This window comes from Rhizobium ruizarguesonis, from assembly GCF_017357285.1.
Taxonomy (GTDB): Bacteria; Pseudomonadota; Alphaproteobacteria; order Rhizobiales; family Rhizobiaceae; genus Rhizobium; species Rhizobium ruizarguesonis.
The window spans coordinates 3,612,224-3,634,613 of record NZ_CP071678.1; the positions used below are offsets into that span (position 1 = coordinate 3,612,224).

The window sequence follows — 22,390 nt, forward strand, 5'->3', positions numbered from 1 at the left end:
GCTTGATGCCGGATGGAGACGTCATCATCCGGCCCGCAGTCCGCGGCGATCTTCCCGGTCTCCTGGCCCTCTACCGCCAGCTGAACCCCACCGATCCGGTTCTTGACGAGGCCAGTGCCGAGGAACGCTTTTCCGCCATCCTGGCCCAGCCCGGCATGACCGTCTTCATCGGTGTTGCGGGTGAGGTCGCCGTCGCCACCGTCACAAGCGTCGTCGTGCCGAACCTGACACGGAACGGCGCGCCCTATGCGCTCATCGAAAACGTCGTCACCCATGCCGATCATCGCAAGCGCGGTTATGCCCGCACCGTCATCGGCCACGCGGTCGCCGAGGCCTGGAACGCCGGATGCTACAAGGTGATGCTGCTTACCGGCTCCAAGAATCCGGCAACGTTGCGCTTCTATGAGAATTGCGGTTTCGTGCAGGAAAAGACCGGCTATCAGATCCGCCGGCCCTGACTCCATATTCGCGGCGGCCCTCGGAAAGCGCCTATTCCTCCGGTTCGGTGGTGAACATCAGCGGAAAGCCCATGCCCTTGGCAAGGTCGATGCCTTCCTTGGCCTTGGTCTCGGCGATGTCCCTGACGCAGACCACGACCACGCAGGAACCCAGCTTGTGCGCCGTCATCATCACCCGGTAGCCGGTCTCCTCGCTCATGCGGAAGACGGCCTTCAGGATCATGATCACCAATTCGCGCGGCGTATAATCGTCATTGACGAGAATGACCTTGTAGAGCTTCGGCTTGTCCAGCTTGAGCTTCACTTTGGCCTTCGGTTTCAGGGCAATGTCATTGTCACTCATCGGAAAAATCCACCCGTTGATGACATGGAAAAGGCGGAGAAAACATCCGCCACCAATATATTGCACCGTAAGCACGGCAGTTCAATGACGGAGTGTTATTCCGCGGAGAGCAGGAGGCAATTCTGGCCGGCTTTTTCCAGGATTGCGGCAGCCTTCTTGTCGAATGTCACGAATGTTTCGCCGCCAAGTCTGCGACCTTCGAAGACGATGATGCCGTCGGCGAAATCCCCGCTAGCATCGAGACAGGATAATCCGGCTTCGACGGCAACTCTGTCGTAGACAACCTTCCTGTCCGATATCAGCAGCCGGATGGCCGCTGAGATCTCTGAAGCGCTCTTGCGATAGACCCGGCTGGCGACCCAGACGAATTCGCAAAACGTCAGATTGGAAATGAACAGGCGTTCGGCCTCGCGCATGAACGTCCTTGCACGCTCAGTTTGCTTCGGATTGTCGTGCACGGCCGAACGTACGAGCACATTCGTATCAACGATCATTGTCGACGCCGACCTCGCCTGCCCAGCCCGCCTTTATGGCCTCATCGATCTCTTCGAGCGTCGCATGAATATTCTCCTTGTTCTCCAGACTCCCGAAGAAGCTTTCCACCGAGCCGGCGACCGGCCGCCTCTTAACAGCAATGACCTCAAGTTTGCCGCCAGGCAGGAGATCGACATCGATCTTGTCGCCGGGCCTGACGCCGAGATGCTGAAGCACCTCCTTTTTCAGGGTGACCTGCCCCTTTGCCGTCACAGTCAGAGTTGCCATGCTGATGGTATCCTTTGCTCCAAAAGTAAGGCTAAATCGCCTTACCTTCAATCCGAGCGCCTCAGCTTTTTCAATTCATGTTGCGAACCCTTGACCCAGGGCGGCCATTCCCGCATAGGCAGGGCAAAGTTACCAATAGATATGGATCAAGCCATGGGCTTCAAATGCGGTATCGTCGGCCTGCCGAATGTCGGCAAATCGACCCTCTTCAACGCGCTCACCAAGACGGCGGCGGCACAGGCGGCGAATTATCCCTTCTGCACCATCGAGCCGAACACCGGCGAAGTCGCCGTGCCGGATCCGCGCATGCGCAAGCTTGCCGATATCGCCAAGTCGAAAGAACTGATCCCGACCCGCATCTCCTTCGTCGACATCGCCGGCCTGGTGCGCGGCGCCTCGAAGGGTGAGGGCCTCGGCAACCAGTTCCTCGCCAATATCCGCGAGGTCGATGCTATCGTGCATGTGCTGCGCTGCTTCGAAGACAGCGACATCACCCATGTCGAAGGCCGCATCAATCCCGTTGCCGATGCCGAGACGATCGAGACCGAGCTGATGCTTGCCGACCTCGAAAGCCTGGAGCGCCGCACCGAGCAGACCCGCAAGCGCGCCACCAGCAAGGACAAGGATTCGGTGGCGATGCTGCCGATCATGGAAGCCTCGCTGAAGCTGCTCAACGAAGGCAAGCCGGTGCGCACGCTGCTGTCGACGCTCGACGCGGAAGAAATCGTCATCCTCAAGAGCCTCAATCTTCTGACTTCACATCCGGTGCTCTACGTCTGCAACGTCGCCGAATGCGATGCCTCGACCGGCAACGAATTCACCGAGGCCGTCGCTGTCATGGCGAAGGAGCAGGGTGCTGAAACCGTCACTATCTCGGCGGCGATCGAGTCTGAGGTCGCCCAGCTTCCCGAGGAGGAAGCCAAGGAATTCCTCTCCGCCCTCGACCTTGACGAGGCGGGCCTCGACCGGCTGATCCGCGCCGGCTACAAGCTGCTCCACCTGATCACCTATTTCACCGTCGGCCCGAAGGAAACGCGCGCCTGGACGATCGAGCGCGGCACCAAGGCGCCGCAGGCCGCCGGCGTCATCCATTCGGATTTCGAGCGTGGCTTCATCCGCGCCAACACCATCGCCTATGACGACTATATCAAATACAACGGCGAAGTCGGCGCCAAGGATGCCGGCAAGGCGCGCGACGAAGGCAAGGAATACGTCGTCCAGGACGGCGACGTCATCCATTTCCGCTTCAACACCTGAACGGAAACTGTCGCTATCCCGATCAATTCATTTCGCCCAAATCGCTCAGCGGTTTGGGCGAAATCGTAAGATTTACGGAGTTGCCCCTAAGACGGCCGGCGGCAGTCTTTGCGAAATGGCGTCCGGCAGCGCCCGCAGCACGATGCGGCGCAGCGGCATCCAGCCCGTTCCTATGACGAGCACGATCGCCCCGACGACGATCAGCGTCGTGAAGATATAGGTATCAACCGTCGCACTTCCCTGTCGGAAAATGCCGTAGATCGCAAAACCGAGCGACAGCAGTCCAGACGTGACGAAGGCGCGCCGGTCGATGACAAGGCCGATCAGCATCAGCACCCCAACGCTGATAACGATGATCGGCGTCTTGATCGAAACCGTCTGGGCAACATCCAGCAAATTGCCGTCGAACGAAATCAGCAGGCGGACGCTGAAGAGCAGCGCCGGTGCAGCACCCAGATGAAGCCAGAAGGCGATATCGGAGCGTGTCGTCCGGCGCATCCGATCGCCAAGGTCGAAATACAGCGCCGTTGCAAAGAGCCCGAGCGCGCAAACGAGGCAGACCACCGCGAGCAAGACGGGATGGTTGGCGAAGAATTGCGGATCCCCGCTCGCCCATTGCATGAGCCGCAAAAGTAGGGTGAGGACGAAAGCAAGGGCCGACATGATGCAGAGCGCCAACGCCAACGGCACCCGATAGCGGACATAATAGGCGCCGAGAATGATAGGGAAGCCGGCAACGAACTGCGTCGCCTCCGCCCCGTTGAAAGCGGATGTTATCGGCTTGAAGAAGAAGGACATCAGCAGGAATGTCCAGCAGAACAGCGCGATCGTCAGGCTGACGGCCGGCAGGGCAAGCCGCTGCCGGCGCACCAGGATCTCCGAAAGCACAATGATCGCAGGCAGCACGGCATAAAGTGCGGCAAGCCCCCAGAGGCCGCCGAGCGCCACGACGACACCGATCGTGATCAGCACATCGTGAAAGCCGCGCACGAAACGCGGTGTCTCGGTATCCGACCAGGCCTGCTCTTCCTGCGCTGCCATTGCCGGCCGCGCCTCTATGACGGTGACGCCGCGCTCGGCCAGAAACGGCAAAAGCCGCCCGCCCGCCTCCGGCGAAATCAGCCCCTGGCGTGCAGCTTCGTCGAGTATCGATCTCAGTTCCGTCATACCGGTTTATCTCCCCGGAATCATTGAGCCCGCGCGGATGCTATTGTAAGCATTGTGCGCTGCATATGGCGGGAGGAGCGAATGTCGGCAGAAAAGCTTTCCTTTGAGGATTTCCGGCCCGGCCGCCGCTTCGTGCTCGGCCCGAAGCCGGTAACCACCGAGGAAATCATTGAGTTCGCAAGCGAATTCGACCCGCAGCCGATGCATCTTGATGAGGCTGCCGGCCGCGCCAGCATTCTCGGCGGGCTTGCCGCCTCCGGCTGGCACACCTCTTCGATGTTCATGCGCATGATGGCCGACAGCTATCTCCTGACCGCGCTCGCCGAGGGCGCGCCTGGTATCGATTTGATGGAATGGCGCAAGCCTGTCCTTGCCGGCGACACGCTGTCGGGCCATTCGACTGTGCTCGAATCCCGGCCGATGCGCTCGCGGCCCGGCATGGGCATCGTCAAGTTCCGCCATGAGGTGGAAAACCAGCGAGGCCAACTCGTCTTGGTCTCAGAAAATTCGGTCATGCTCCGCACGCGCCCGGAGACATCAGCATGAAAATGTCCGACCTCTACACCGTCGGCGAGAAGGCCGAGATCGGCAGCTACACCTTCACCGAGGAAAGCATCATCCGCTTCGCCAAGCGCTTCGATCCACAGCGTTTTCATATCGACAGGCAGGCGGCAAAGGAAAGCCTCTTCGGCGATCTCTGCGCCTCCGGCTGGCACACGACGGCCGCCTGGATGCAGACTTTCATTGCCTTTTGGGAAAGGCAGAGCGCAGCACTCGCGGAAAAGGGCCTGACAGCACCGAAGCTCGGCCCCTCACCGGGTTTTCAGAAGCTGCAATGGCTGCGGCCGGTGTTCGTCGACGATGACGTGACCTATTCCGTCGCCTTGCTCTCCAGCCGGGCGCTCGCCTCACGGCCGGGCTGGCACGTCAACACGATCCTCTGCGAAGGCGTCAATCAAAACGGCGATCCCGTTATCCGCTTCGAAAGCGGCGTCCTCGAATTCGACTGACGCCGCCCGCAATGGAAGTGGTTCGGAGCATGATGCCGAAAAGTGTGAGCGGTTTTCGGACGACATCATGCTCTATTTCTTTGATCTAATGCCCGGAAAATTCGACCAGCGTGTGCACGATAACGCCGAGTTCTTCCAGCTTCCTGCGGCCGCCGAGATCCGGCAGGTCGATGACGAAGCAGGCGCCGACCACTTCCGCGCCGATCTGGCGCAGCAGCTTCGTTGCGCCGACGGCCGTGCCGCCGGTGGCGATCAGGTCGTCGACCAGGATCACCTTCTCGCCGGGCTGCACCGCATCGCGATGCATCTCCATCTCGTCGACGCCGTATTCCAGGCTGTAGGCGATGCGCACGGTCTCGTGCGGCAGTTTGCCCTTCTTGCGGATCGGCACGAAGCCCGAGGAAAGCTGGTGGGCCACCGCACCGCCCAGAATGAAGCCGCGCGCCTCCATGCCGGCGATCTTGTCGATCTTGGTGCCCGCATAGGGCTGCACCAGTTCGTCAACCGCCCTGCGGAAAGCGCGTGGGTTGCCGAGCAGCGTGGTGATATCACGGAAAATGATGCCGGGCTTGGGATAGTCGGGAATGGAGCGGATGCTGGCTGCGAGCTCCGAAGTCGTATTGTCCATGGAAAGTCCATATTCTGCGAGGGCATGAAACTGGCCGCACCCTATCAATTGCCAGGGGCGGAACCAACAAAAAAGGCGGCCCGAGGCCGCCTTTTGAATGTCGATCGGGAACCGCTCAGTGTTCCTTGTTGGCGTAGATCGACCGCTTCGTCAGGTAGATCAGCACCGTGAAGATCAAGAGGAAGATCATGACCATGAAGCCCGTACGCTTGCGTTCCTCGAGATGCGGCTCGGCGGCCCACATCAGGAAGGCGGAGACGTCCTTCGAATACTGGTCGACCGTCGCCGGCGCACCATCGTCATAGGTCACCTGGCCATCGGAGAGCGGCTTCGGCATGGCAAGGACGGCCGCAGCGTGGAAATAGGGGTTATAATGTCCGCCCTGCGGCACCTGGAAACCGGCCGGCGGCTCTTCATAACCGGTCAGCAGCGAATGGATGTAATCCGGGCCACCTTCCTGATACTGCGTGAAAATGTCGAAGACGAATTGCGGGAAGCCGCGCTCGACTTCGCGAGCCTTCGCAATCAGCGAAAAGTCGGGCGGAGCCGCGCCGTTGTTGGAAGCCGCCGCCGCCTCTGCATTGGCGAAAGGCGCCGGGAAGTGATCGGATGGCACCGCTTTGCGGGTAAACATTTCACCGGCGGCGTTCGGGCCGTCCTGAACCTCGTAGTTCGCAGCGAAAGCCTTCACCTGCGCCTCGGAATAACCGAGTTCGTCGAGCATGCGGAAGGGCACGAGGTTCATCGAGTGGCAGGCGGAACAGACTTCGGTATAGACCTTGAGGCCACGCTGAAGCTGACTCTTGTCGTAATGGCCGAACGGACCGGCAAAAGTCCATTCCTCCTCCTTCGGCTCCTTCAGCGGATAGTGCGGTGTCGCACTTTCCTCGTGATGGGCCGCAGCCGCGCCGTTGGCGGGCGTCGCCTCCTGGGCCAGCACCGCACTGCCGAGACCGGCGGCGAATGCGAACGAGAGAATGCTTGTAACAAGCGTTTTCATATTTCTATTCCCTTCCGTCGCTCGCTTATGCCTTGACCGCTGCGGTCATGTTGCGCTTTTCGAGCACCGCTTCGGTGATCGAGTTCGGGATGCGGCGCGGTGTTTCCACCAAGCCGAGAACCGGCATCGCGACCAGGAAGAAAGCGAAGTAGAGGAGCGTGCAGATCTGCGAGATCGTGGTGTACAAGCCTTCTGCCGGCTGCGAGCCGAGCCAGCCGAGGATGATCGCATTGATCACGAACAGCCAGTAGAACAGCTTGTACCAGGGGCGGTAGACGGCCGAGCGCACCTTCGACGTATCGAGCCAGGGCAGGAAGAACAGCACGATGATCGCGCCGAACATCACGAGCACGCCGCCAAGCTTGGAGTCGATCGGACCGACGTTGAAGGTGATCGAACGCAGCATCGCGTAGAACGGCAGGAAGTACCATTCCGGAACTATGTGGGCCGGCGTCTTCAACGGGTCGGCCGGGATGTAGTTGTCGGCGTGGCCGAGGAAGTTCGGCAGGTAGAAGACGAAATAGGCGTAGACCAGCAGGAAGATTGAGACGCCGAGAGCATCCTTCATCGTCGCATAAGGCGTGAAGCGCACCGTATCCGTCTTCGTCTTGACCTCGACGCCCGTCGGGTTCGTCTGGCCGACGACGTGCAGCGCCCAGATGTGCAGGATGACGACACCGGCGATCATGAACGGCAGCAGGTAGTGCAGCGAGAAGAAGCGGTTCAGGGTCGGGTTTTCGACCGCGAAACCGCCGAGTAGGAACTGCTGCACCCATTCGCCGACCAGCGGGAAAGCCGAGAAGAAGCCGGTGATGACGGTGGCGCCCCAGAAGGACATCTGGCCCCAGGGCAGAACGTAGCCCATGAAGCCGGTCGCCATCATCAGGAGGTAGATGACCACGCCGAGGATCCAGAGGATTTCGCGCGGCGCCTTGTAGGAGCCGTAATAGAGGCCGCGGGCAATGTGCAGGTACACCGCGACGAAGAAGAAGGACGCGCCGTTGGCATGCATATAGCGCAGCAGCCAGCCGTGGTTGACGTCGCGCATGATCTTTTCAACGGAGTTGAAGGCGACCGAGGATTCGGCAGCGTAATGCATGGCGAGTGTGACGCCCGTCAGGATCTGCACCACCAGCATGACGGCGAGCATGGCGCCGAAAGTGTAGGCATAATTCAGGTTACGCGGAACCGGATAGGCGATGAAGCTGTCATAGACCATGCGCGGCAGTGGAAGGCGCGCATCGACCCATTTCTCGAGGCCGGTTGATGGCTCGTAGCTGGAATGGCCACTCATTAATCAGTCTCCCCTCAACCGATCTTGATCTTGGTATCGGACAAAAATGAAAAGGTCGGAATCGCCAGGTTCTGCGGCGCCGGACCTTTGCGGATGCGGCCGGCCGTGTCGTAGACCGAGCCATGGCAGGGACAGAACCAACCATTGTATTCGCCGGCCTGGCCGAGCGGCACGCAGCCGAGATGCGTGCAGGTGCCGATCATGACGATCCAGTTTTCCTTGCCCTTGCCGCCGGAACGGTCAACACCCGTTGCCTGAGCGTCGACAGGAAGGTTTGCATTGCGCGCGATCGGGTCCTTCAGATCACCAAGCTGGACGGCGTTTGCCGCTTCCACTTCCTCAGGCGTGCGATTGCGGATGAAGATCGGCTTGCCGCGCCATTTGACCGTCAGCGACATGCCAGGCTCAAGGCTGGCAACGTCGACTTCGATGGAGGCGAGAGCGAGCGTCGAAGCGTCAGGACGCATCTGATCGATGAATGGCCAAGCGACCGCAACGGCGCCGACGGCGCCTGCCATACCAGTGGTGAGATAAAGGAAATCACGGCGAGTGGGTTCGCCCATGCCCTCGCTTGTCGTTTCGTGTTCGCTCACGGCTAACATCCTCTGCGCAATTTTCGCGGAATTCCGCCCTGCCCCCTCTACCGGCGAATCTCTCTGGACACAATTCGGCCATAGATTCCCCGGCAATCCGGCGCGTTCTATGCTTGATCGCAAATTATGTCCAGCCTTGGCAAGGGGATGAGGGCACAATGTCGCGGGAAATTTCGGATGAATTTTTTAAGGCAAACACGCGCTTGCTATTATGTTGCGTTGCAACAAAAACGGCCTCGTGATAGGCGCAGTCGCAGCCACGCCAGCGAGCCGGACCGGAGCGGATGAGAGACACGATTTTTTGCGTATTCAGCGTCCTCACGACCCTCGTTCTCGCCATCGTCTCCCTGCGATACGTTGCCGATTTCTATCTGCTGTCGTTCTTTTACAGCTTCCAGGTCCATCTGGCGGTGGCCGGCGTGATGGCCTCGCTCGCAGCCCTTCTCGTCAAGCGGCACTGGTATGCGCTGCTGACCCTCGCGGTATCGGTGGTCCTTGCCGTCCACGGCGTCGTGATGATGCGCGAGTTCATCGAACCATCAGTCGAGGAGAGCCGCCCCGCCCTCTTCAGGCTGATGTCCTTCAATATCGAGAACGATAATTTCGCAAACGGCCCTGGCATCGCCGACATGGTCATCGCCTCGGGCGCCGATGTCGTCAACATCCTGGAGGCCGAACCGCTGCTGTCTGAACTGCCGCGGTTGTTGAAGGCCTATCCCTATTATATCGGATGCGGCGTCGGCATGGAGCAATGCGATACGCTGGTCTTGTCGAAACGTCCGCTCATCGAACCCCGCATCAGCAATCTCGGCCTGCTCTGGCGCAATCGGCTGACGATCTCGACGATCGATTTCGACGGCCAGAAGGTCAATTTCCTCGCCGCGCACCTGACAAAACCTTATTACGATGAGTTCCACGGCCTCGAAATCTGGGATCTAGCAGAGATCATCCCTTCCATTTCGGGACCACTCGTCCTTGCCGGTGATTTCAATACGTCGATTCTGGCGCCAGACGTGCAGTATCTCATGCGCACCCAGGGCTTGGGCACGGTATCGCTGGAGCCCGCGACATGGCCGATCCGGGCTGGCGCCTTCGGTATTCCGATCGATCACGTCTTTACCCGGGCGCCGCTGCGGCTGAAATCGGTCCGCCGTATCGAGAACGGCTTCGGATCAAATCATTTTGGCCTGATGGCGGAATTTGTCATCGACCCTTGAGCCCGTGTCCTCATCCGTAGCGAGGAAGCCGCCGGACTGGCGCGCCCAAAGTTCGGCATAGAGGCCGCCGCGGCGAAGCAGTTCGTCATGACTGCCTTCCTCGATGATCCGGCCGAGATCGACGACGATCAGCCGGTCGAGCGCGGCGATCGTCGACAGCCGATGGGCGATCGCAAGCACCGTCTTGCCTTCCATGATCCGGTGGAGATTGGACTGGATCGCTTCTTCCACTTCCGAATCGAGCGCCGACGTCGCTTCGTCGAGAACGAGGATCGGCGCGTCCTTCAGCAAGACGCGGGCAATCGCGATACGCTGCCGCTGCCCGCCTGACAGTTTGACGCCGCGTTCGCCGACATGTGCATCGAAACCCCTGCGGCCCTGCTGATCCTGCAGGCGTTCGATGAAGTCGATGGCTTCGGCGCGCCTGGCTGCCTCGACCAGCCCCTCCTCGCCGGCATCCGGCCGTCCGAACAGGATATTGTCCCGCACGGAACGATGCAGCAGCGAGGTGTCCTGGCTGACGACGCCGATTTGCATCCTGAGAGATTCCTGCGTCACGGCTGCAATATCCTGGCCGTCGATTAGAATGCGGCCATCCTGAATATCGTAGAGACGCAGCAGCAGGTTCATCAGCGTTGATTTCCCCGCGCCCGAACGGCCGACGATCCCGACCTTTTCGCCCGGGCGGATGGTCAGGGAAAAATTCTCGACGACCGGCTGATGACCCATGCCGTAGCGGAAGGAAACATTGTCGAAGCGGATGCCGGGCTGCCGGATCACCAGGCTCTTCGCATCCGCCCGATCGACGAGCCCCAGAGGCTGGGAGATCAGCTCGGCGGCATTCTGGATGGTGCCGAGATTGCGCATGATGCCGTTGAACTGCGTCATCAGCCGTCCGAGCAGGAAATTCAGCCTGAGCACCAGCGCCAGCGAAAACGCCACGGCGCCGGAACTCACCAGGCCGCGCAGCCAGAGATCAACGCTCAGCCCCGCCATCGTTACGATCATCAGGCCGGAGAGCAGCGCCATCGAGGCCCTGACGCCCGTGATGAACCGCGTGAAGCGCAGCACCGTATCCTGATAGATATCGAAGCCCTGCCGCATGTAGCGGTCGCTCTCCTCATCGCGTGCAAACAGCTTCAGCGTCTGCATGTTGCTGTAGGAGTCGACCATCCGGCCATTCAGCATCGATCCGGCTTCCGCCGTTTCGCGGGAATGATGGCGGATCCGCGGAACGAAGTGGCGCGCAAGCAGGCTGAAGGCGCAAAGCCAGAACAGCACGACGGCGGCAAGGGAAAAGTCCAGCCGGGCGACCAGCACGAGCGTCGTTACGGCATAGATGCCGACGAACCAGACGCTTTCCATCAGCGAGGTGACGAGATCGCCGGTTGCCTGCCCCGCCGACCAGACCTTGGTGACGATGCGCCCGGAAAAATCGCTCTGGAAGAACGACAATGATTGCCTGGAGACGTGGAGATAGGATTGCCAGCGAGCAAGATTGTAGAAGCCCGGCGTGATCACCTGCTGGTCGACGAGCGCGATCAGGAAGGCGACGACGAAGCGTACGAGCCCGATAAGGGCGAGCATGCCGAACAATTCGCCGCCATGGGCGGCGAGAAGACCGTTCCAGCCGGCACCCGGCGTGATGCTCCCGAGGATATCGACCAAGCGGCCGACGAACCAGAACAATGCAGCCTCGATTGCCGCCGATGTCCCACCGAGAATGAGCATGGCGATAAACGGCATCCTCGCCTGGCCGATATAGAACCAGATGAATCCGAGCGTCGAGCGCGGCGGTTGGAGATTGGCGCGTGGGCGGAACGGGTCGATCCAGGTTTCGAACCGGCGGAGGATGGGGTTCAGCAACATAGAAGCGATATAGGCGGATTAGCCGACCCGGCAAAGGGAATCAAAAGCGGACAGAATGTTATATTTTGGTAATTATCGATAACATCGGCGGCATCGGCATTGACTGCCCCTCAACCGGTCACAATCTGACGTTACGATCGCGCTTCACCGGAGAAACCGTCCATGGAAACGAAAATGCTCGATGCGCATATTCCGCTTCCGCTTGCAGAAAGGCTGGATGCCCTGGCCATCGACCTGGCGCTGCCGCGCGATGAAATCGTCACCGACGCCATCACCGCCTGGATCGACCAGGAGGAGCGCCGCCGCATCACAGCGCTGCGCACGATCGCCGCCGCCAACACCATCGTCCTCATCGAACATCACCGCGCGATTGATTGGGCCGACAGCCTTTGAACGGCCAAGAGGCAAACGCGGTCAGGTTTCAGCAACCGTCCGGCAAGCTCATAGCCATCCTAAGAATTCAAGAGGCCCTCCCCGCTTCCGTGGGGAGGGCCTCATTTCATCTTATTCCGCCGCCACTTCCGCTTCCTCGGCGTGATCGGAGAGGAAGCCGCCGGACTGGCGGTTCCAGAGGTCGGCATAGATGCCGCCTCCCGCGATCAGTTCGCTGTGCGAACCGGCCTCGATGATCCGGCCCTTGTCGAGCACGATCAGCCGGTCCATCTCCGTCAGCGTCGAAAGCCGGTGGGCGATCGCGATCACCGTCTTGCCCTCCATCAGGGCGAAGAGGTTTTCCTGGATCGCCGCCTCAACTTCCGAATCGAGCGCCGAGGTCGCCTCGTCGAGCACCAGGATCGGCGCGTCCTTCAGGAAGACACGGGCGATCGCGACGCGCTGCCGCTGGCCGCCGGAGAGCTTGACGCCGCGTTCGCCGACCTGCGCATTCAGCCCTTCGCGGCCCTGCAAGTCGACGAGACCTTCGATGAACTCCCAGGCATTCGCGCGTTTGGCGGCCTCGATCACCTCTGCGTCCGTTGCATCGGGGCGACCATAGGCGATGTTGTCGCGGATCGAGCGATGCAGCAGCGAGGTGTCTTGCGTCACCACGCCGATCAGCGAGCGCAGGCTTTCCTGCGAGACGCCGGCGATGTCCTGCCCGTCGATGGTGATGCGGCCGGCCTCCAAATCATAGAAGCGCAGCAGCAGGTTCATCAGCGTCGTCTTGCCGGCGCCGGAGCGGCCGACGAGACCGACCTTCTCACCCGCCTTGATGTCGAGCGAAAGGTTGTCGATGACGCCCTTGCTCTTGCCGTAGTGAAAGCGGATGCGGTCGTAGTGGATCGCACCCTTCTTCGCCGTCAGGGTGGGTGCGCCCGGCTTGTCGACGATGTCGTGCTGTTTGCTCATCATCTCCATGCCGTCATAGACCGTGCCGATATTCTCGAACAGTGCCGAGACTTCCCACATGATCCATTGCGACATGCCGTTGACGCGCATGGCAAGACCGATGGCGATGGCGATGGCGCCGACCGAGATCGCCCCGCTCAGCCAGAACCAGATCGACAGGCCCGAGATGACGAAGAGCGCAACGCAGTTGTTCACGTAGACGCAGATGTGGAAGAGCGTCACCTTGCGCATCTGCTTGTGCACGGTCTGCAGGAACTCGTCCATGCCCTCCTTGGCATAGACCTCCTCGCGGCCCGCATGCGAAAACAGCTTGACGGTCGCGATATTCGTATAGCTGTCGACCACGCGCCCCGTCATCATCGAGCGCGCATCCGCCTGCGCCGCCGCGATCTTGCGAAGCCGCGGCACGAAATAGGCGACGATGCTGATATAGACTGCGAGCCAGACGAGGATCGGGATCATCAGCCGCCAGTCGGCCGCTGCGATGACGATGATCATCGTCAGGAAGTAGGTGACGACATAGACGAAGACGTCGAGGATCTTCATCACCGTCTCGCGCACGGCAAGCGACGTCTGCATCACCTTGGTCGCGACACGCCCGGCAAACTCGTTGGCAAAGAACGACATGCTGTGGCGCAGCAGGAAGCGGTGCATCTGCCAGCGTGCGATCATCGGATAATTGCCGAGCATCATCTGATGCATGATGAGCGAATCGAGCCCGGCCGTCAGCGGCAGGCCGACCAGCACCAGCGCCGCCATCCAGAACAGCTTGTGGCCTTCTCTCTCCAGGAAGGTGGCGCGGTCGGCATTGGTCAGCCAGTCGACGATGTCCCCGAGGAACTGGAAGAGCGCCACTTCGCCGATCGCAATCAGCGCGGTGAGCACGGCCATCAGGCCGAGCCAGGGCGCAGCCGGTTTGCTGTAGTGCCAGCAGAAGGCAAAAAGGCCTTTCGGCGGGGCGACGGGCTCCTCGCTCGGAAAGGGATTGAGTCGCTGTTCGAACCAGCCAAACATGAAATTGCTCCGAAACGTCATCATTCCGGCTCCCGGCTTCGCGCCATCCCAGCGCTATGCAAGCACATATGGGAACCGAACGTTCAAGGGGCGAGGCTGAGACAGCCGCACAAGGGATCAAAAAAGGAAATTCAGGGAAGAAACCCGCACTATCGGCGGAAAATCGCACCGCTTGGCATCACGGCCGGGAGGCGCACATACAGCAAAATATTCATTCTGGCGCTCCTTGCTGGCGATTAAAGTTATGCACCGATAACGCGAAAACGAGGAATTTTCCAGCCCTGTTCTGCCAAAAATTTCATCTTTTCGGGTCAAAACGCGCCCTGTTGCGTCGAAATCACAGTTGCATTAGGCGTTTTGCGGTGAAAGCAGGAAGATGGCGGATCATGACTTCACTCAGACTGGCACTCTATCAGCCGGATATTCCAGGCAATACCGGCACGATCCTGCGTCTTGCCGCCTGCCTTGGCTTTGCGGTCGATCTGATCGAGCCCGCCGGCTTCGACATCTCCGACCGCAACCTGAAACGGGCGGGAATGGATTATATCGCCGCCGCCGCCCTCACCCGCCATGTCAGCTGGGACCGCTTCGAGGCATGGCGTCTGACCACCGGCCGCCGCCTGATCCTCGCCTCGACCAAAGCTGCGGAGCGCTACACCAATCTTGCCTTCCGGCCGGACGATATCCTGCTCTTCGGTCGCGAAAGCGCCGGCGTGCCGGATCAGGTGCATGAGGCAGCCGATGCGCGCGTCCTGATTCCGATGGTCGAAGGCCAACGCTCAATCAATGTCGCGGTTTCGGCTGCGATGATCGTCGGCGAAGCAATGCGCCAAACCGTCTGGGCCTGACCAACTCGCAGCGCTGGCGGAGCACATGCGATGGATTTGCCGAACAGCTCCGGAATATGTCGCAAAACGGCGTTGTCAATCGGTCAGACTGGGGTATATTTATTAGCCGAACAACCAAAAATTTCGTATAGCCTCCACGATTCCAATAACTTGGGGCCAGAGAGGAAAACAGCATCTCTTCAGACCGACGAAAGAAGAATAAAAACAAAAAATGGACTCCACAATCATCATGATCAACCTGTTCGGCGCCGTGGCTCTGCTGCTGTTCGGCCTCGCGCAGGTGAAGGATGGCGTGACGAGGGCCTTCGGCGCCCGCCTGAGAACAGGCCTGGCGACCGGCACGCGTGGCAGTCTTCGTTCTTTCCTGTCAGGCCTCGTTGCAACCGTCGCGCTGCAGAGCTCGACGGCCACAGCACTGATGACAGCCTCCTTCGTCGAGCGCGACCTGATCAAGCCGCGCATGGCGCAGATCGTCCTGCTCGGCGCCAATGTCGGCACGGCAATCACTGCCTGGATCGTCGCCACCGGCATCGAATGGCTCTCTCCTCTTCTGATTCTTGTTGGCATTGTGCTTTACCGCGGCCGTTCAAGCTCCAGCCAAGGCGGCGGCACGGCGCTGATCGGCATCGGGCTGATGCTGCTGTCGCTGCATCTCCTTGGCCTTGCGACGGAACCGATGCGCGCCTCGCCTGCTCTCGCCGCCTTCATCGGCCTGCTGGACGGCGCTCTGCCCGTAGCAATGCTCGTCTCGGCAGCACTCGCCTTCGCGTCCTCGTCGAGCCTCGCAGTGGTGGTGCTCATCCTGTCGCTCGCCTCGGCCGGCGTGGTCTCCGCCGAACTCGTCATCGTGCTTGTGCTCGGCGCCAATCTCGGCGGTGCGATACCGCCGGTTATCGCGACATTGTCCGGCCCGGCTTCGGCGAGGCGCGTCACCCTCGGCAACCTCGCCGTCCGCACGCTCGGCTGCCTCATCGCGCTGCCTCTGGCGGGATATGGCGCGGAGTTCATCCAAATGCTGCCCTTCGGTCCCGCCAAGCTGCCGGTCGATGCGCATCTTGCCTTCAACCTTCTGCTGGCGGCGCTGGCCTGGCCCTTCTCCCGGCCGCTCGCCACCCTGATGGCCCGGCTGGTGCCGGATCAGGCCGAACCCGATAACGCGCCGAAATATCTGGATGCACAGGAGCTTTCGACGCCGGTCGTTGCCCTCGCCAGCGCCACCCGTGAAGTGCTCGGCGTCGGCGACTTGATCGAGCGCATGCTCATCCGGGTCTCCGAAGCTTTCGAGCATAACAGTGCATCCAAACTTGCCGAGATCCCGGCCCTCGAAGAGCGCGTCGACCGGCTGCAGCAGGCGGTGAAAGTCTATCTCTCGAAGCTTGGCCGCGAGGGTCTCAGCGACGAGAACGCCCGCCGTTCGATCGTCGTCATCGATTATGCGATCAACCTTGAGCACATGGGCGACATTATCGAGAAGGGCTTGCTGGAGCAGGTGGCGAAGAAGATCTCCCTCGGCCTGAAATTTTCCGAGGACGGTCATCAGGAACTGCGAAAGCTGTTCGATCTGACAATCGACAATTTGCGCGTCGCCCAGACGATCTTCGTCACCCGCGATTTCAATCTCGCGCGTCAGATGATGGAGGTAAAGGTCGAGGTGCGCCGGATGGAAAAACAGTCTGCCGAGCGCCACCTCGAACGTCTGCGTGATGGCCGCGCCGACAGCTTGCAGACGAGTTCGCTGCATCTCGACATGCTGCGCGACCTGAAGCGCCTCAATGCCCACATCGTCTCGGTGGCGCATCCAATCATGGATGAAAGCGGTCTGCTGATCGAAAGCCGCGTGCGGGCGACTGCAAAGTGACGGTCAGTCAGCCGAAGGCAGGCGGCGCATGGTGAATTCGATTTGGTCGCCCTCGAGCTGACGCCAACTCTCCACCTCGGTCCAATAGGCGGCTTTCGGATATTCGTCGAACCATTCGCGCGCCTTGGCGCGTGCGTCCATGAGGCCGAGGCAATAAGTCTCACGCACGAAATGGTCTTTCTTGCTCGGGGGATTTTCCGCCCGATGTCTCGCTATCCTGCGCTTCAGGCCGTCGAAGGACGGAGGCCCTGGAACTTTTTTCATCAAACCTACCTCCTCGGAAAAGGTAATATCGAAATTCTTGATTTGCGAGTCGAATCTTGGAAGCGCTCGGCAGTGCTGCCTCGGCTTGGCGAGATGCAGCACCAACTGCTAATCATGGCCTGCAATCAAGAATGAGCGAGTCGCCTCCGAAGGAGATGTCGACCGTCGGAGGCGTAAATGGAAAGACCGGAACTGCCGATCGGCTTGCCTGACGATATTGAAGAGAAGAAGGCTGCCGCCCGCAATTGGTTCGAGGGATTGCGCGATACGATCTGCGCCTCCTTCGAGGCCCTCGAGGATGAGTTGGAAGGGCCGCTTTCCGACCAGGAGCCCGGCCGCTTCGCCGCCAAGGACTGGTCACGCGAAAACGGCGCCGGCGGCGGTGGCCGGATGTCGATGATGGAAGGCCGCGTCTTCGAGAAGGTCGGCGTCCATACCTCCACCGTCCACGGCGAGTTCTCTCCGGATTTCCGTGGCCAGATACCTGGCGCCAAGGACGATCCGCGTTTCTGGGCCTCGGGCATTTCCCTGATCGCTCATCCCGTCAACCCCAACGTTCCGGCGGTGCATATGAACACCCGCATGGTCGTCACATCAAGCCGCTGGTTCGGCGGGGGCGCCGACCTGACGCCAGTGCTTTCGCGCCGCCGCACGCAGGAGGACGAGGACAGCCAGCTCTTCCATAAGGCCATGGAGATCGCCTGCCGCAATCATGCCGTCGCCGATTACGATGCCTACAAAGCCTGGTGCGACGAATATTTCTTCCTGAAACACCGCAACGAAGCCCGCGGCATCGGCGGCATCTTCTACGATTGGCTGCATTCGAGCGAGGAAGCCGGCGGCTGGGACGCCGATTTCGCCTTCACGCGCGATGTCGGCCGAGCCTTCGCCATGGTCTATCCGAAAATCGTCCGCTCCAACTTCAATAAATTGTGGATAGAGGCCGATCGCGACGAACAATTGATCCGCCGGGGCCGCTACGTCGAATTCAATCTGCTGTATGATCGTGGCACGATCTTCGGCCTGAAGACCGGCGGCAACGTTGAATCCATCCTCTCATCGTTGCCCCCCGTCGTCCGCTGGCCATGAAACAGTGATATCTCATCGATAAATTCGAGGTGATAGACCTTCACGAAAACTCAGTGCGTCCTAACTTTATATGTATGTGCGTAACAATCGGAGGAGGATTGTCATGACGATACAAAGTGGCTCGCCTGCGTCCGCGGATGTCCAGGAAACATCCCGCACGATCGACACCCCGGAGTTTCTAACGCGCATCGCCGAGCAACTCAGGACGAAGAGCGGCTCGGATCTGCCGTTGTCCTGCTTCATCGAGCAGGTCAAGCTGCAACTGGCAGGCGGAAAGTCCCCGGAACAGCTGCAGAATGAGGCAGCGGCCGCAAACAGCAACATGCCCGACCATCTCTTGGATACCTACAAAACCTGGGCGATGCCCGACTGATACTGCTTTCACCGGCTGGCATGTCGATGCCGGCCGGAACCTTCTCTCCTCCCGCACATTCATCAGTCGCGTGAAAGCGCGATTGTCGTTGTGTTCAGGATAGAGGAAAAGACCATGCGACTTTTCGAATGTGGCACACTCGTTCCCGGCTGCGCCTGGCATACCAGGGCGGATAGTGACGCCGAGGTGGTCCGCCGGGCCGTCGAGCACCTGAAAAGCGCTCACGGCGAAACCACGATCCGCGAGAACATGGTGGATAATATCAAGGCTCGCATCCGCGACGAAGTGAACGCAGCCTGATTATTGCACACGTTCATGCAGCCGGGCGAGCAGCGCCGCCCGGTCGGAAACGAAGTTTTCTTCCACCCACTGGTTTTCCAGGCCGGCAAGCAGCTCGCCGACGCGCGGGCCGGATGCAATTCCTGCCGAAATCACGTCGCCGCCGTTCAACGGAAACGGCGGTTTCTTCCATTGCATTGCCTTGTCCAGCAGCTTGATGAGCCGCGCCGATCGCGCCATTTCGTCGAAATCGCTTTCAGCCTTGCCGCGCGCCACCGCAAGCGCCAGCTTCAGCCGCGTGGTGATGCCATCGGCACCGTTGCGGTAAAGCAGCCGCTCGAAAGCAGCCGGCGACATCTCGTCATTGGCCGGTGCTGCCATTGCCCAGGCTTTGAGAGTGGCCGCCTCCGCATTCGAGAGCTTGAGCCGGGCTGCGAGCGCCTCCAGCCGCGCCAGATCGGGCGGCACGATCGCCGCAAGGCGCAGCAACGGATCGGGCGTCCAGCCGAGCGCCTTTTCGGTGGTGATCAGCGAAGGGATCGCATCGATCCCCCACCGTTCCGATTCCGGCAGGATTTCCGTCAGCACTGCCACCTGCCGCATCCAGAGCAGCGCCCGGCCGGGATCGTCGGCGCCAAGTAGCTTTCGCAATTCAGACCAGACGCGTTCTGCCGAAAGCGTCGTCAGTTTCGAACGCGCCGCGGAACACGCTTTCAGCCCTTCGGCATCCGGCCGTCCGGAACCGTAATAGGCAAAGAACCGGAAAAAACGCAGGATGCGTAGATGATCCTCGGCAATACGCCTTGCGGCATCGCCGATGAAGCGGATGTTGCGCGTCTTAATGTCGGCAAGTCCGCCAACGAGATCAACCACCTCGCCCTTTGCATCAGCATAAAGCGCGTTGATCGTCAGATCCCGCCGTTCGGCATCGGCCTTCCAGTCGGTGCTGAAGGCAACCTTTGCATGGCGTCCGTCGGTCTCGACGTCGGTGCGAAGCGTCGTCACCTCGAAGGGTTTTCCGTCGATGACGAGCGTCACCGTGCCGTGCTCCAGGCCGGTTGGGACTGCCTTGATGCCGGCCGCCGCCGCCCGCTCCATCACCGCCTCCGGTCTGAGTGTCGTGGCTATGTCGACATCGTTGACCGGCAGGCCCATCAGGCTGTTACGCACCGCACCGCCAACCACCCGCCCTTCCCCGCCATCGGCGCTAAGAAGTGCTAAGATCCGGCCGAGCGCCGGGTCGCGAAACCATGCTTGGTCGGCAAGGTCGGTCATGCATAAAGCCTTTCGTAAAGCGTGCGGACGATGCCGGCGGTGATGCCCCAGATCATTCTGGTTTCATAGGGCATGCGATAGAAATGCCGGTCGATGCCGTCGATGACACGCCTGTCGCGGGTGTGATTGGCAGGATCCATCAGGAAGGAAAGCGGCACCTCGAACACGTCGTCCACCTCGGCCGGATTCAGCGTCAGCGCAAAGCCAGGCGTGACGACGCCGAGCACCGGCGTGATGCGGAAGCCCGTCGAGGCAAGGTAATTCGGCAGCCGCCCGACGGTTTCGACGAAGGAACCAGCCAGGCCGATCTCCTCCTCCGTTTCGCGGATCGCCGCCATTTCGGGCGAGATATCGGTGGGATCGATCGAGCCGCCGGGAAAGGCGATCTGCCCGGAATGTTTGCGCAGCGTCGCCGTGCGCTTGGTGAAGATCACATGCGCTTCCTCCCCGTCGTCGACGACGGGCACAAGCACGGCGGCGTCGCGCAGCTTGAAGGTCTCGACCTCGGCGACGATATCAGGGTTGAGGATATGGTCTCCATGATCGCGCCAGGCGTGATCGATCGGTCCGCCATTCTGATTGAACGCGCGGCGGCGGAATTCGGTTGCGGAAAACAGCGGGTAGCGGTGGGTGATTGCATCATTCATCGGCAAAGCGCATCCAGTTCGTCGGCCGGCATGACCGGGAAGACCTCGCCGGCGGAGCGGATCGCAAACATCGCCTGCCCCTCCACGTCGAAAGTCTCGCCGAGCGCGACCAGTTCATACATTACCGCACGCGACACCAGCGCCTCCAGTCGCCCGCGCACATGCAGATAGGGTTTCAATTCGGCATTCTCGCCCGCAATGGCAAAGCGCAGCCGATGCTCTCCTCCCGCCTCCACGACATCGCCGACATTGGTGCGGAAGGTCAGCAACTGCCGGCCTTGCCCCTCCGTCACGCTCATCTCCACGGCGATGAAAGGCGCGTCGACGACCCTTATACCGACCTTTTCCACAGGAGTTACGAGATAGGTCTTCTGGTCGTCATCTTTTCTTAAAACCGTCGAGAACAGTCGCACCAGCGCCGGTCGGCCGATCGGCGTACCCATGTAGAACCAGGTGCCGTCCGTCCGGATTTCCATGTCGATATCGCCGCAGAAAGGCGGATTCCACCGCTCGACCGGCGGTAATCCTCGTTTTTTGCCGGCATTTTCCTGAGACGCGCGCGAAATCAGTGCGGCAAGTCCCGCCGCATCCGCCTGTCCGCTGATTTCCTCGGCTGCCATTCTTCCGTCCCGGTTTGTCCTTAACGAAGTAAAGTCACGAGATAGTCATTCGCAACGAACTTGTCAGCCCGTCACATCTCCATAACTCTATCGGGTATGAGGCACATGTATAAGTCCGCCGATTCGCTGCCGAATGATTCAGCCGTTGGAGATACGCATGGGTATGATGAAGACCGAAGCCAGCCTCGATGAAAAGGCGATCGTCGCCGCCGCCGAAAGGGCGCTCTCCGATATCGCCGCCATCCGCGGGGAAGTCTCGAAGGTGATCTTCGGTCAGGAAAGCGTCGTTGAGAACACCATTCTCGCCGTGCTGTCAGGCGGTCATGCTCTGCTCGTCGGCGTTCCCGGCCTTGCCAAGACCAGACTGGTGACGACCCTCGGCGAGGTGCTCGGCCTTGCCGCCAACCGCATCCAGTTCACGCCGGACCTGATGCCCTCGGATATTCTTGGCTCCGAGGTGATGGACCAGGACGACAGTGGACGGCGCTCCTTCCGTTTCGTCAAAGGCCCGGTCTTCGCCCAGCTCCTGATGGCCGACGAGATCAACCGCGCCTCGCCGCGTACCCAATCGGCCCTTCTGCAATCCATGCAGGAATACCATATCACGATCGCCGGCCAGCGCTATGACCTGCCGGCGCCCTTCCATGTGCTCGCCACCCAGAACCCGCTCGAGCAGGAAGGCACCTATCCTCTGCCTGAAGCCCAGCTCGACCGCTTCCTGCTGCAGGTCGACGTCAACTATCCCGAACTCGCCGCCGAGCGCCAGATCCTGCTTGAGACGACGGGCTTGGGCGAAACCCGGCTGGAAGCCATCATCGATGCGCAGCGGCTGATCGAGATCCAGACCCTGGTACGCCAGATGCCGGTCAGCGACACGGTCGTCGATGCCATCCTGGCGCTGGTGCGTTCCGCCCGCCCCGGACAGGGCAATGCCTCGACCGACAAGAACGTCGCCTGGGGTCCTGGCCCGCGCGCCGGCCAGGCGATGATGCTCTGCGCACGTGCCCGCGCGCTCTATGAAGGCCGTCTCGCACCGTCTCTGGACGATATCTTCGCGCTCGCCGAACCCATTCTCCAGCACCGCATGGCGCTGACTTTCGCAGCCCGCGCCGAAGGCATGTCGGTGCGTGACGTCATCGCCGGACTGGTCAAGCAGGCAAAGGGATAAGGAAGCCGGA

The 22,390-nt window shown here is 60.7% G+C and carries 26 protein-coding genes; 12 read left to right on the forward strand and 14 right to left on the reverse strand.

What is annotated here, in order from left to right; genetic code table 11:
* Nucleotides 1–5 precede the first annotated feature (5 nt).
* Nucleotides 6–458 (forward strand): GNAT family N-acetyltransferase, encoded by a 453-nt coding sequence (locus J3P73_RS17920; RefSeq protein WP_018073964.1) that lies wholly within the window; start codon nucleotides 6–8, stop codon nucleotides 456–458.
* A 31-nt stretch (nucleotides 459–489) separates the two neighbouring features.
* Here the strand turns inward: J3P73_RS17920 and clpS are convergent, their stop codons facing one another.
* The 3 genes from clpS to J3P73_RS17935 form a co-directional block, all read right to left on the reverse strand.
* The gene (gene clpS / locus J3P73_RS17925; RefSeq protein WP_003541733.1) at nucleotides 490–801 is read right to left on the reverse strand and encodes an ATP-dependent Clp protease adapter ClpS; all 312 of its coding nucleotides are present in this window, start codon (nucleotides 799–801) and stop codon (nucleotides 490–492) included.
* A 95-nt stretch (nucleotides 802–896) separates the two neighbouring features.
* Entirely contained in the window at nucleotides 897–1,295 is a 399-nt protein-coding gene (locus tag J3P73_RS17930; RefSeq protein WP_130692371.1) for a type II toxin-antitoxin system VapC family toxin, read from the reverse strand.
* Nucleotides 1,285–1,563, reverse strand: a complete 279-nt coding sequence (locus J3P73_RS17935) for an AbrB/MazE/SpoVT family DNA-binding domain-containing protein (RefSeq protein WP_018073961.1) — start codon at nucleotides 1,561–1,563, stop codon at nucleotides 1,285–1,287. Before J3P73_RS17935 ends, J3P73_RS17930 begins: the two co-directional genes overlap by 11 nt.
* Nucleotides 1,564–1,716: 153 nt before the next feature.
* Here J3P73_RS17935 and ychF point away from each other — a divergent pair, with 153 nt between their 5' ends.
* Nucleotides 1,717–2,820, forward strand: coding sequence for a redox-regulated ATPase YchF (gene ychF / locus J3P73_RS17940; protein WP_130692373.1), 1,104 nt, complete (start codon nucleotides 1,717–1,719; stop codon nucleotides 2,818–2,820).
* 72 nt (nucleotides 2,821–2,892) lie between these two features.
* Here ychF and J3P73_RS17945 read toward each other — a convergent pair whose 3' ends face one another.
* Nucleotides 2,893–3,987 carry a hypothetical protein gene (locus J3P73_RS17945; RefSeq protein ID WP_018073959.1) on the reverse strand — a complete coding sequence of 365 codons (1,095 nt, stop codon included), beginning with the start codon at nucleotides 3,985–3,987 and terminating at the stop codon, nucleotides 2,893–2,895.
* An 81-nt stretch (nucleotides 3,988–4,068) separates the two neighbouring features.
* On the opposite strand from J3P73_RS17945, the gene J3P73_RS17950 reads away from it, so the two are divergent.
* Both J3P73_RS17950 and J3P73_RS17955 read left to right on the forward strand, forming a co-directional pair.
* The gene (locus J3P73_RS17950) at nucleotides 4,069–4,533 is read left to right on the forward strand and encodes a MaoC family dehydratase (RefSeq protein ID WP_130697836.1); all 465 of its coding nucleotides are present in this window, start codon (nucleotides 4,069–4,071) and stop codon (nucleotides 4,531–4,533) included.
* Complete coding sequence (locus J3P73_RS17955; protein WP_018073957.1) at nucleotides 4,530–4,997, forward strand: MaoC family dehydratase; 468 nt, start codon at nucleotides 4,530–4,532, stop codon at nucleotides 4,995–4,997. The genes J3P73_RS17950 and J3P73_RS17955 overlap by 4 nt, the downstream gene beginning before the upstream one ends.
* Nucleotides 4,998–5,082: 85 nt before the next feature.
* Here J3P73_RS17955 and J3P73_RS17960 read toward each other — a convergent pair whose 3' ends face one another.
* From J3P73_RS17960 to petA, 4 genes are all read right to left on the reverse strand, one after another.
* Nucleotides 5,083–5,625: an adenine phosphoribosyltransferase gene (locus J3P73_RS17960; RefSeq protein WP_018073956.1), complete on the reverse strand. Its 543-nt coding sequence runs from the start codon at nucleotides 5,623–5,625 to the stop codon at nucleotides 5,083–5,085.
* A gap of 115 nt (nucleotides 5,626–5,740) precedes the next feature.
* The gene (locus J3P73_RS17965) at nucleotides 5,741–6,625 is read right to left on the reverse strand and encodes a cytochrome c1 (RefSeq protein ID WP_018073955.1); all 885 of its coding nucleotides are present in this window, start codon (nucleotides 6,623–6,625) and stop codon (nucleotides 5,741–5,743) included.
* A 25-nt stretch (nucleotides 6,626–6,650) separates the two neighbouring features.
* Complete coding sequence (locus J3P73_RS17970; RefSeq protein ID WP_018073954.1) at nucleotides 6,651–7,919, reverse strand: cytochrome b; 1,269 nt, start codon at nucleotides 7,917–7,919, stop codon at nucleotides 6,651–6,653.
* 14 nt (nucleotides 7,920–7,933) lie between these two features.
* A complete protein-coding gene (petA, locus tag J3P73_RS17975) occupies nucleotides 7,934–8,512 on the reverse strand; it encodes a ubiquinol-cytochrome c reductase iron-sulfur subunit (RefSeq protein ID WP_026154254.1) in 579 nt (192 codons plus the stop codon).
* A 284-nt stretch (nucleotides 8,513–8,796) separates the two neighbouring features.
* Between petA and J3P73_RS17980 the strand changes: the two genes are divergently transcribed.
* Nucleotides 8,797–9,729 carry an endonuclease/exonuclease/phosphatase family protein gene (locus J3P73_RS17980; protein ID WP_024319524.1) on the forward strand — a complete coding sequence of 311 codons (933 nt, stop codon included), beginning with the start codon at nucleotides 8,797–8,799 and terminating at the stop codon, nucleotides 9,727–9,729.
* On the opposite strand, the gene J3P73_RS17985 is transcribed toward J3P73_RS17980, so the two are convergent.
* A complete protein-coding gene (locus tag J3P73_RS17985; RefSeq protein ID WP_018073952.1) occupies nucleotides 9,685–11,598 on the reverse strand; it encodes an ABC transporter ATP-binding protein in 1,914 nt (637 codons plus the stop codon). The genes J3P73_RS17980 and J3P73_RS17985 overlap by 45 nt on opposite strands.
* A gap of 162 nt (nucleotides 11,599–11,760) precedes the next feature.
* Here J3P73_RS17985 and J3P73_RS17990 point away from each other — a divergent pair, with 162 nt between their 5' ends.
* Nucleotides 11,761–11,991, forward strand: coding sequence for a ribbon-helix-helix domain-containing protein (locus J3P73_RS17990; RefSeq protein WP_024319522.1), 231 nt, complete (start codon nucleotides 11,761–11,763; stop codon nucleotides 11,989–11,991).
* A gap of 111 nt (nucleotides 11,992–12,102) precedes the next feature.
* Here the strand turns inward: J3P73_RS17990 and J3P73_RS17995 are convergent, their stop codons facing one another.
* Complete coding sequence (locus tag J3P73_RS17995) at nucleotides 12,103–13,959, reverse strand: ABC transporter ATP-binding protein (protein WP_024319521.1); 1,857 nt, start codon at nucleotides 13,957–13,959, stop codon at nucleotides 12,103–12,105.
* A gap of 386 nt (nucleotides 13,960–14,345) precedes the next feature.
* On the opposite strand from J3P73_RS17995, the gene J3P73_RS18000 reads away from it, so the two are divergent.
* Complete coding sequence (locus J3P73_RS18000) at nucleotides 14,346–14,807, forward strand: tRNA (cytidine(34)-2'-O)-methyltransferase (protein WP_018073950.1); 462 nt, start codon at nucleotides 14,346–14,348, stop codon at nucleotides 14,805–14,807.
* A 211-nt stretch (nucleotides 14,808–15,018) separates the two neighbouring features.
* Nucleotides 15,019–16,665, forward strand: a complete 1,647-nt coding sequence (locus J3P73_RS18005; protein ID WP_018073949.1) for a Na/Pi cotransporter family protein — start codon at nucleotides 15,019–15,021, stop codon at nucleotides 16,663–16,665.
* Between the two features lie 3 nt (nucleotides 16,666–16,668).
* On the opposite strand, the gene J3P73_RS18010 is transcribed toward J3P73_RS18005, so the two are convergent.
* Entirely contained in the window at nucleotides 16,669–16,929 is a 261-nt protein-coding gene (locus J3P73_RS18010) for a hypothetical protein (RefSeq protein WP_024319520.1), read from the reverse strand.
* Nucleotides 16,930–17,106: 177 nt separating this feature from the next.
* On the opposite strand from J3P73_RS18010, the gene hemF reads away from it, so the two are divergent.
* The 3 genes from hemF (at nucleotide 17,107) to J3P73_RS18025 (ending at nucleotide 18,691) form a co-directional block, all read left to right on the forward strand.
* Entirely contained in the window at nucleotides 17,107–18,018 is a 912-nt protein-coding gene (gene hemF / locus J3P73_RS18015) for an oxygen-dependent coproporphyrinogen oxidase (protein WP_018073947.1), read from the forward strand.
* Nucleotides 18,019–18,121: 103 nt separating this feature from the next.
* Entirely contained in the window at nucleotides 18,122–18,391 is a 270-nt protein-coding gene (locus J3P73_RS18020) for a hypothetical protein (protein ID WP_026236870.1), read from the forward strand.
* Between the two features lie 114 nt (nucleotides 18,392–18,505).
* Nucleotides 18,506–18,691, forward strand: a complete 186-nt coding sequence (locus tag J3P73_RS18025; protein WP_018073946.1) for a DUF1059 domain-containing protein — start codon at nucleotides 18,506–18,508, stop codon at nucleotides 18,689–18,691.
* Here the strand turns inward: J3P73_RS18025 and J3P73_RS18030 are convergent, their stop codons facing one another.
* The 3 genes from J3P73_RS18030 to J3P73_RS18040 are packed head-to-tail and all read right to left on the reverse strand — an operon-like array spanning nucleotide 18,692 to nucleotide 21,212.
* Complete coding sequence (locus tag J3P73_RS18030) at nucleotides 18,692–19,945, reverse strand: CCA tRNA nucleotidyltransferase (protein WP_075224526.1); 1,254 nt, start codon at nucleotides 19,943–19,945, stop codon at nucleotides 18,692–18,694.
* Nucleotides 19,942–20,592 carry a CoA pyrophosphatase gene (locus J3P73_RS18035; RefSeq protein WP_130692377.1) on the reverse strand — a complete coding sequence of 217 codons (651 nt, stop codon included), beginning with the start codon at nucleotides 20,590–20,592 and terminating at the stop codon, nucleotides 19,942–19,944. The genes J3P73_RS18030 and J3P73_RS18035 overlap by 4 nt, the downstream gene beginning before the upstream one ends.
* Nucleotides 20,589–21,212, reverse strand: coding sequence for a DUF1285 domain-containing protein (locus tag J3P73_RS18040; protein WP_130692379.1), 624 nt, complete (start codon nucleotides 21,210–21,212; stop codon nucleotides 20,589–20,591). The genes J3P73_RS18035 and J3P73_RS18040 overlap by 4 nt, the downstream gene beginning before the upstream one ends.
* Before the next feature lie 157 nt (nucleotides 21,213–21,369).
* On the opposite strand from J3P73_RS18040, the gene J3P73_RS18045 reads away from it, so the two are divergent.
* On the forward strand, nucleotides 21,370–22,380 hold the full coding sequence (locus J3P73_RS18045; protein WP_018073942.1) for an AAA family ATPase: 1,011 nt from the start codon (nucleotides 21,370–21,372) through the stop codon (nucleotides 22,378–22,380).
* Nucleotides 22,381–22,390 lie beyond the last annotated feature (10 nt).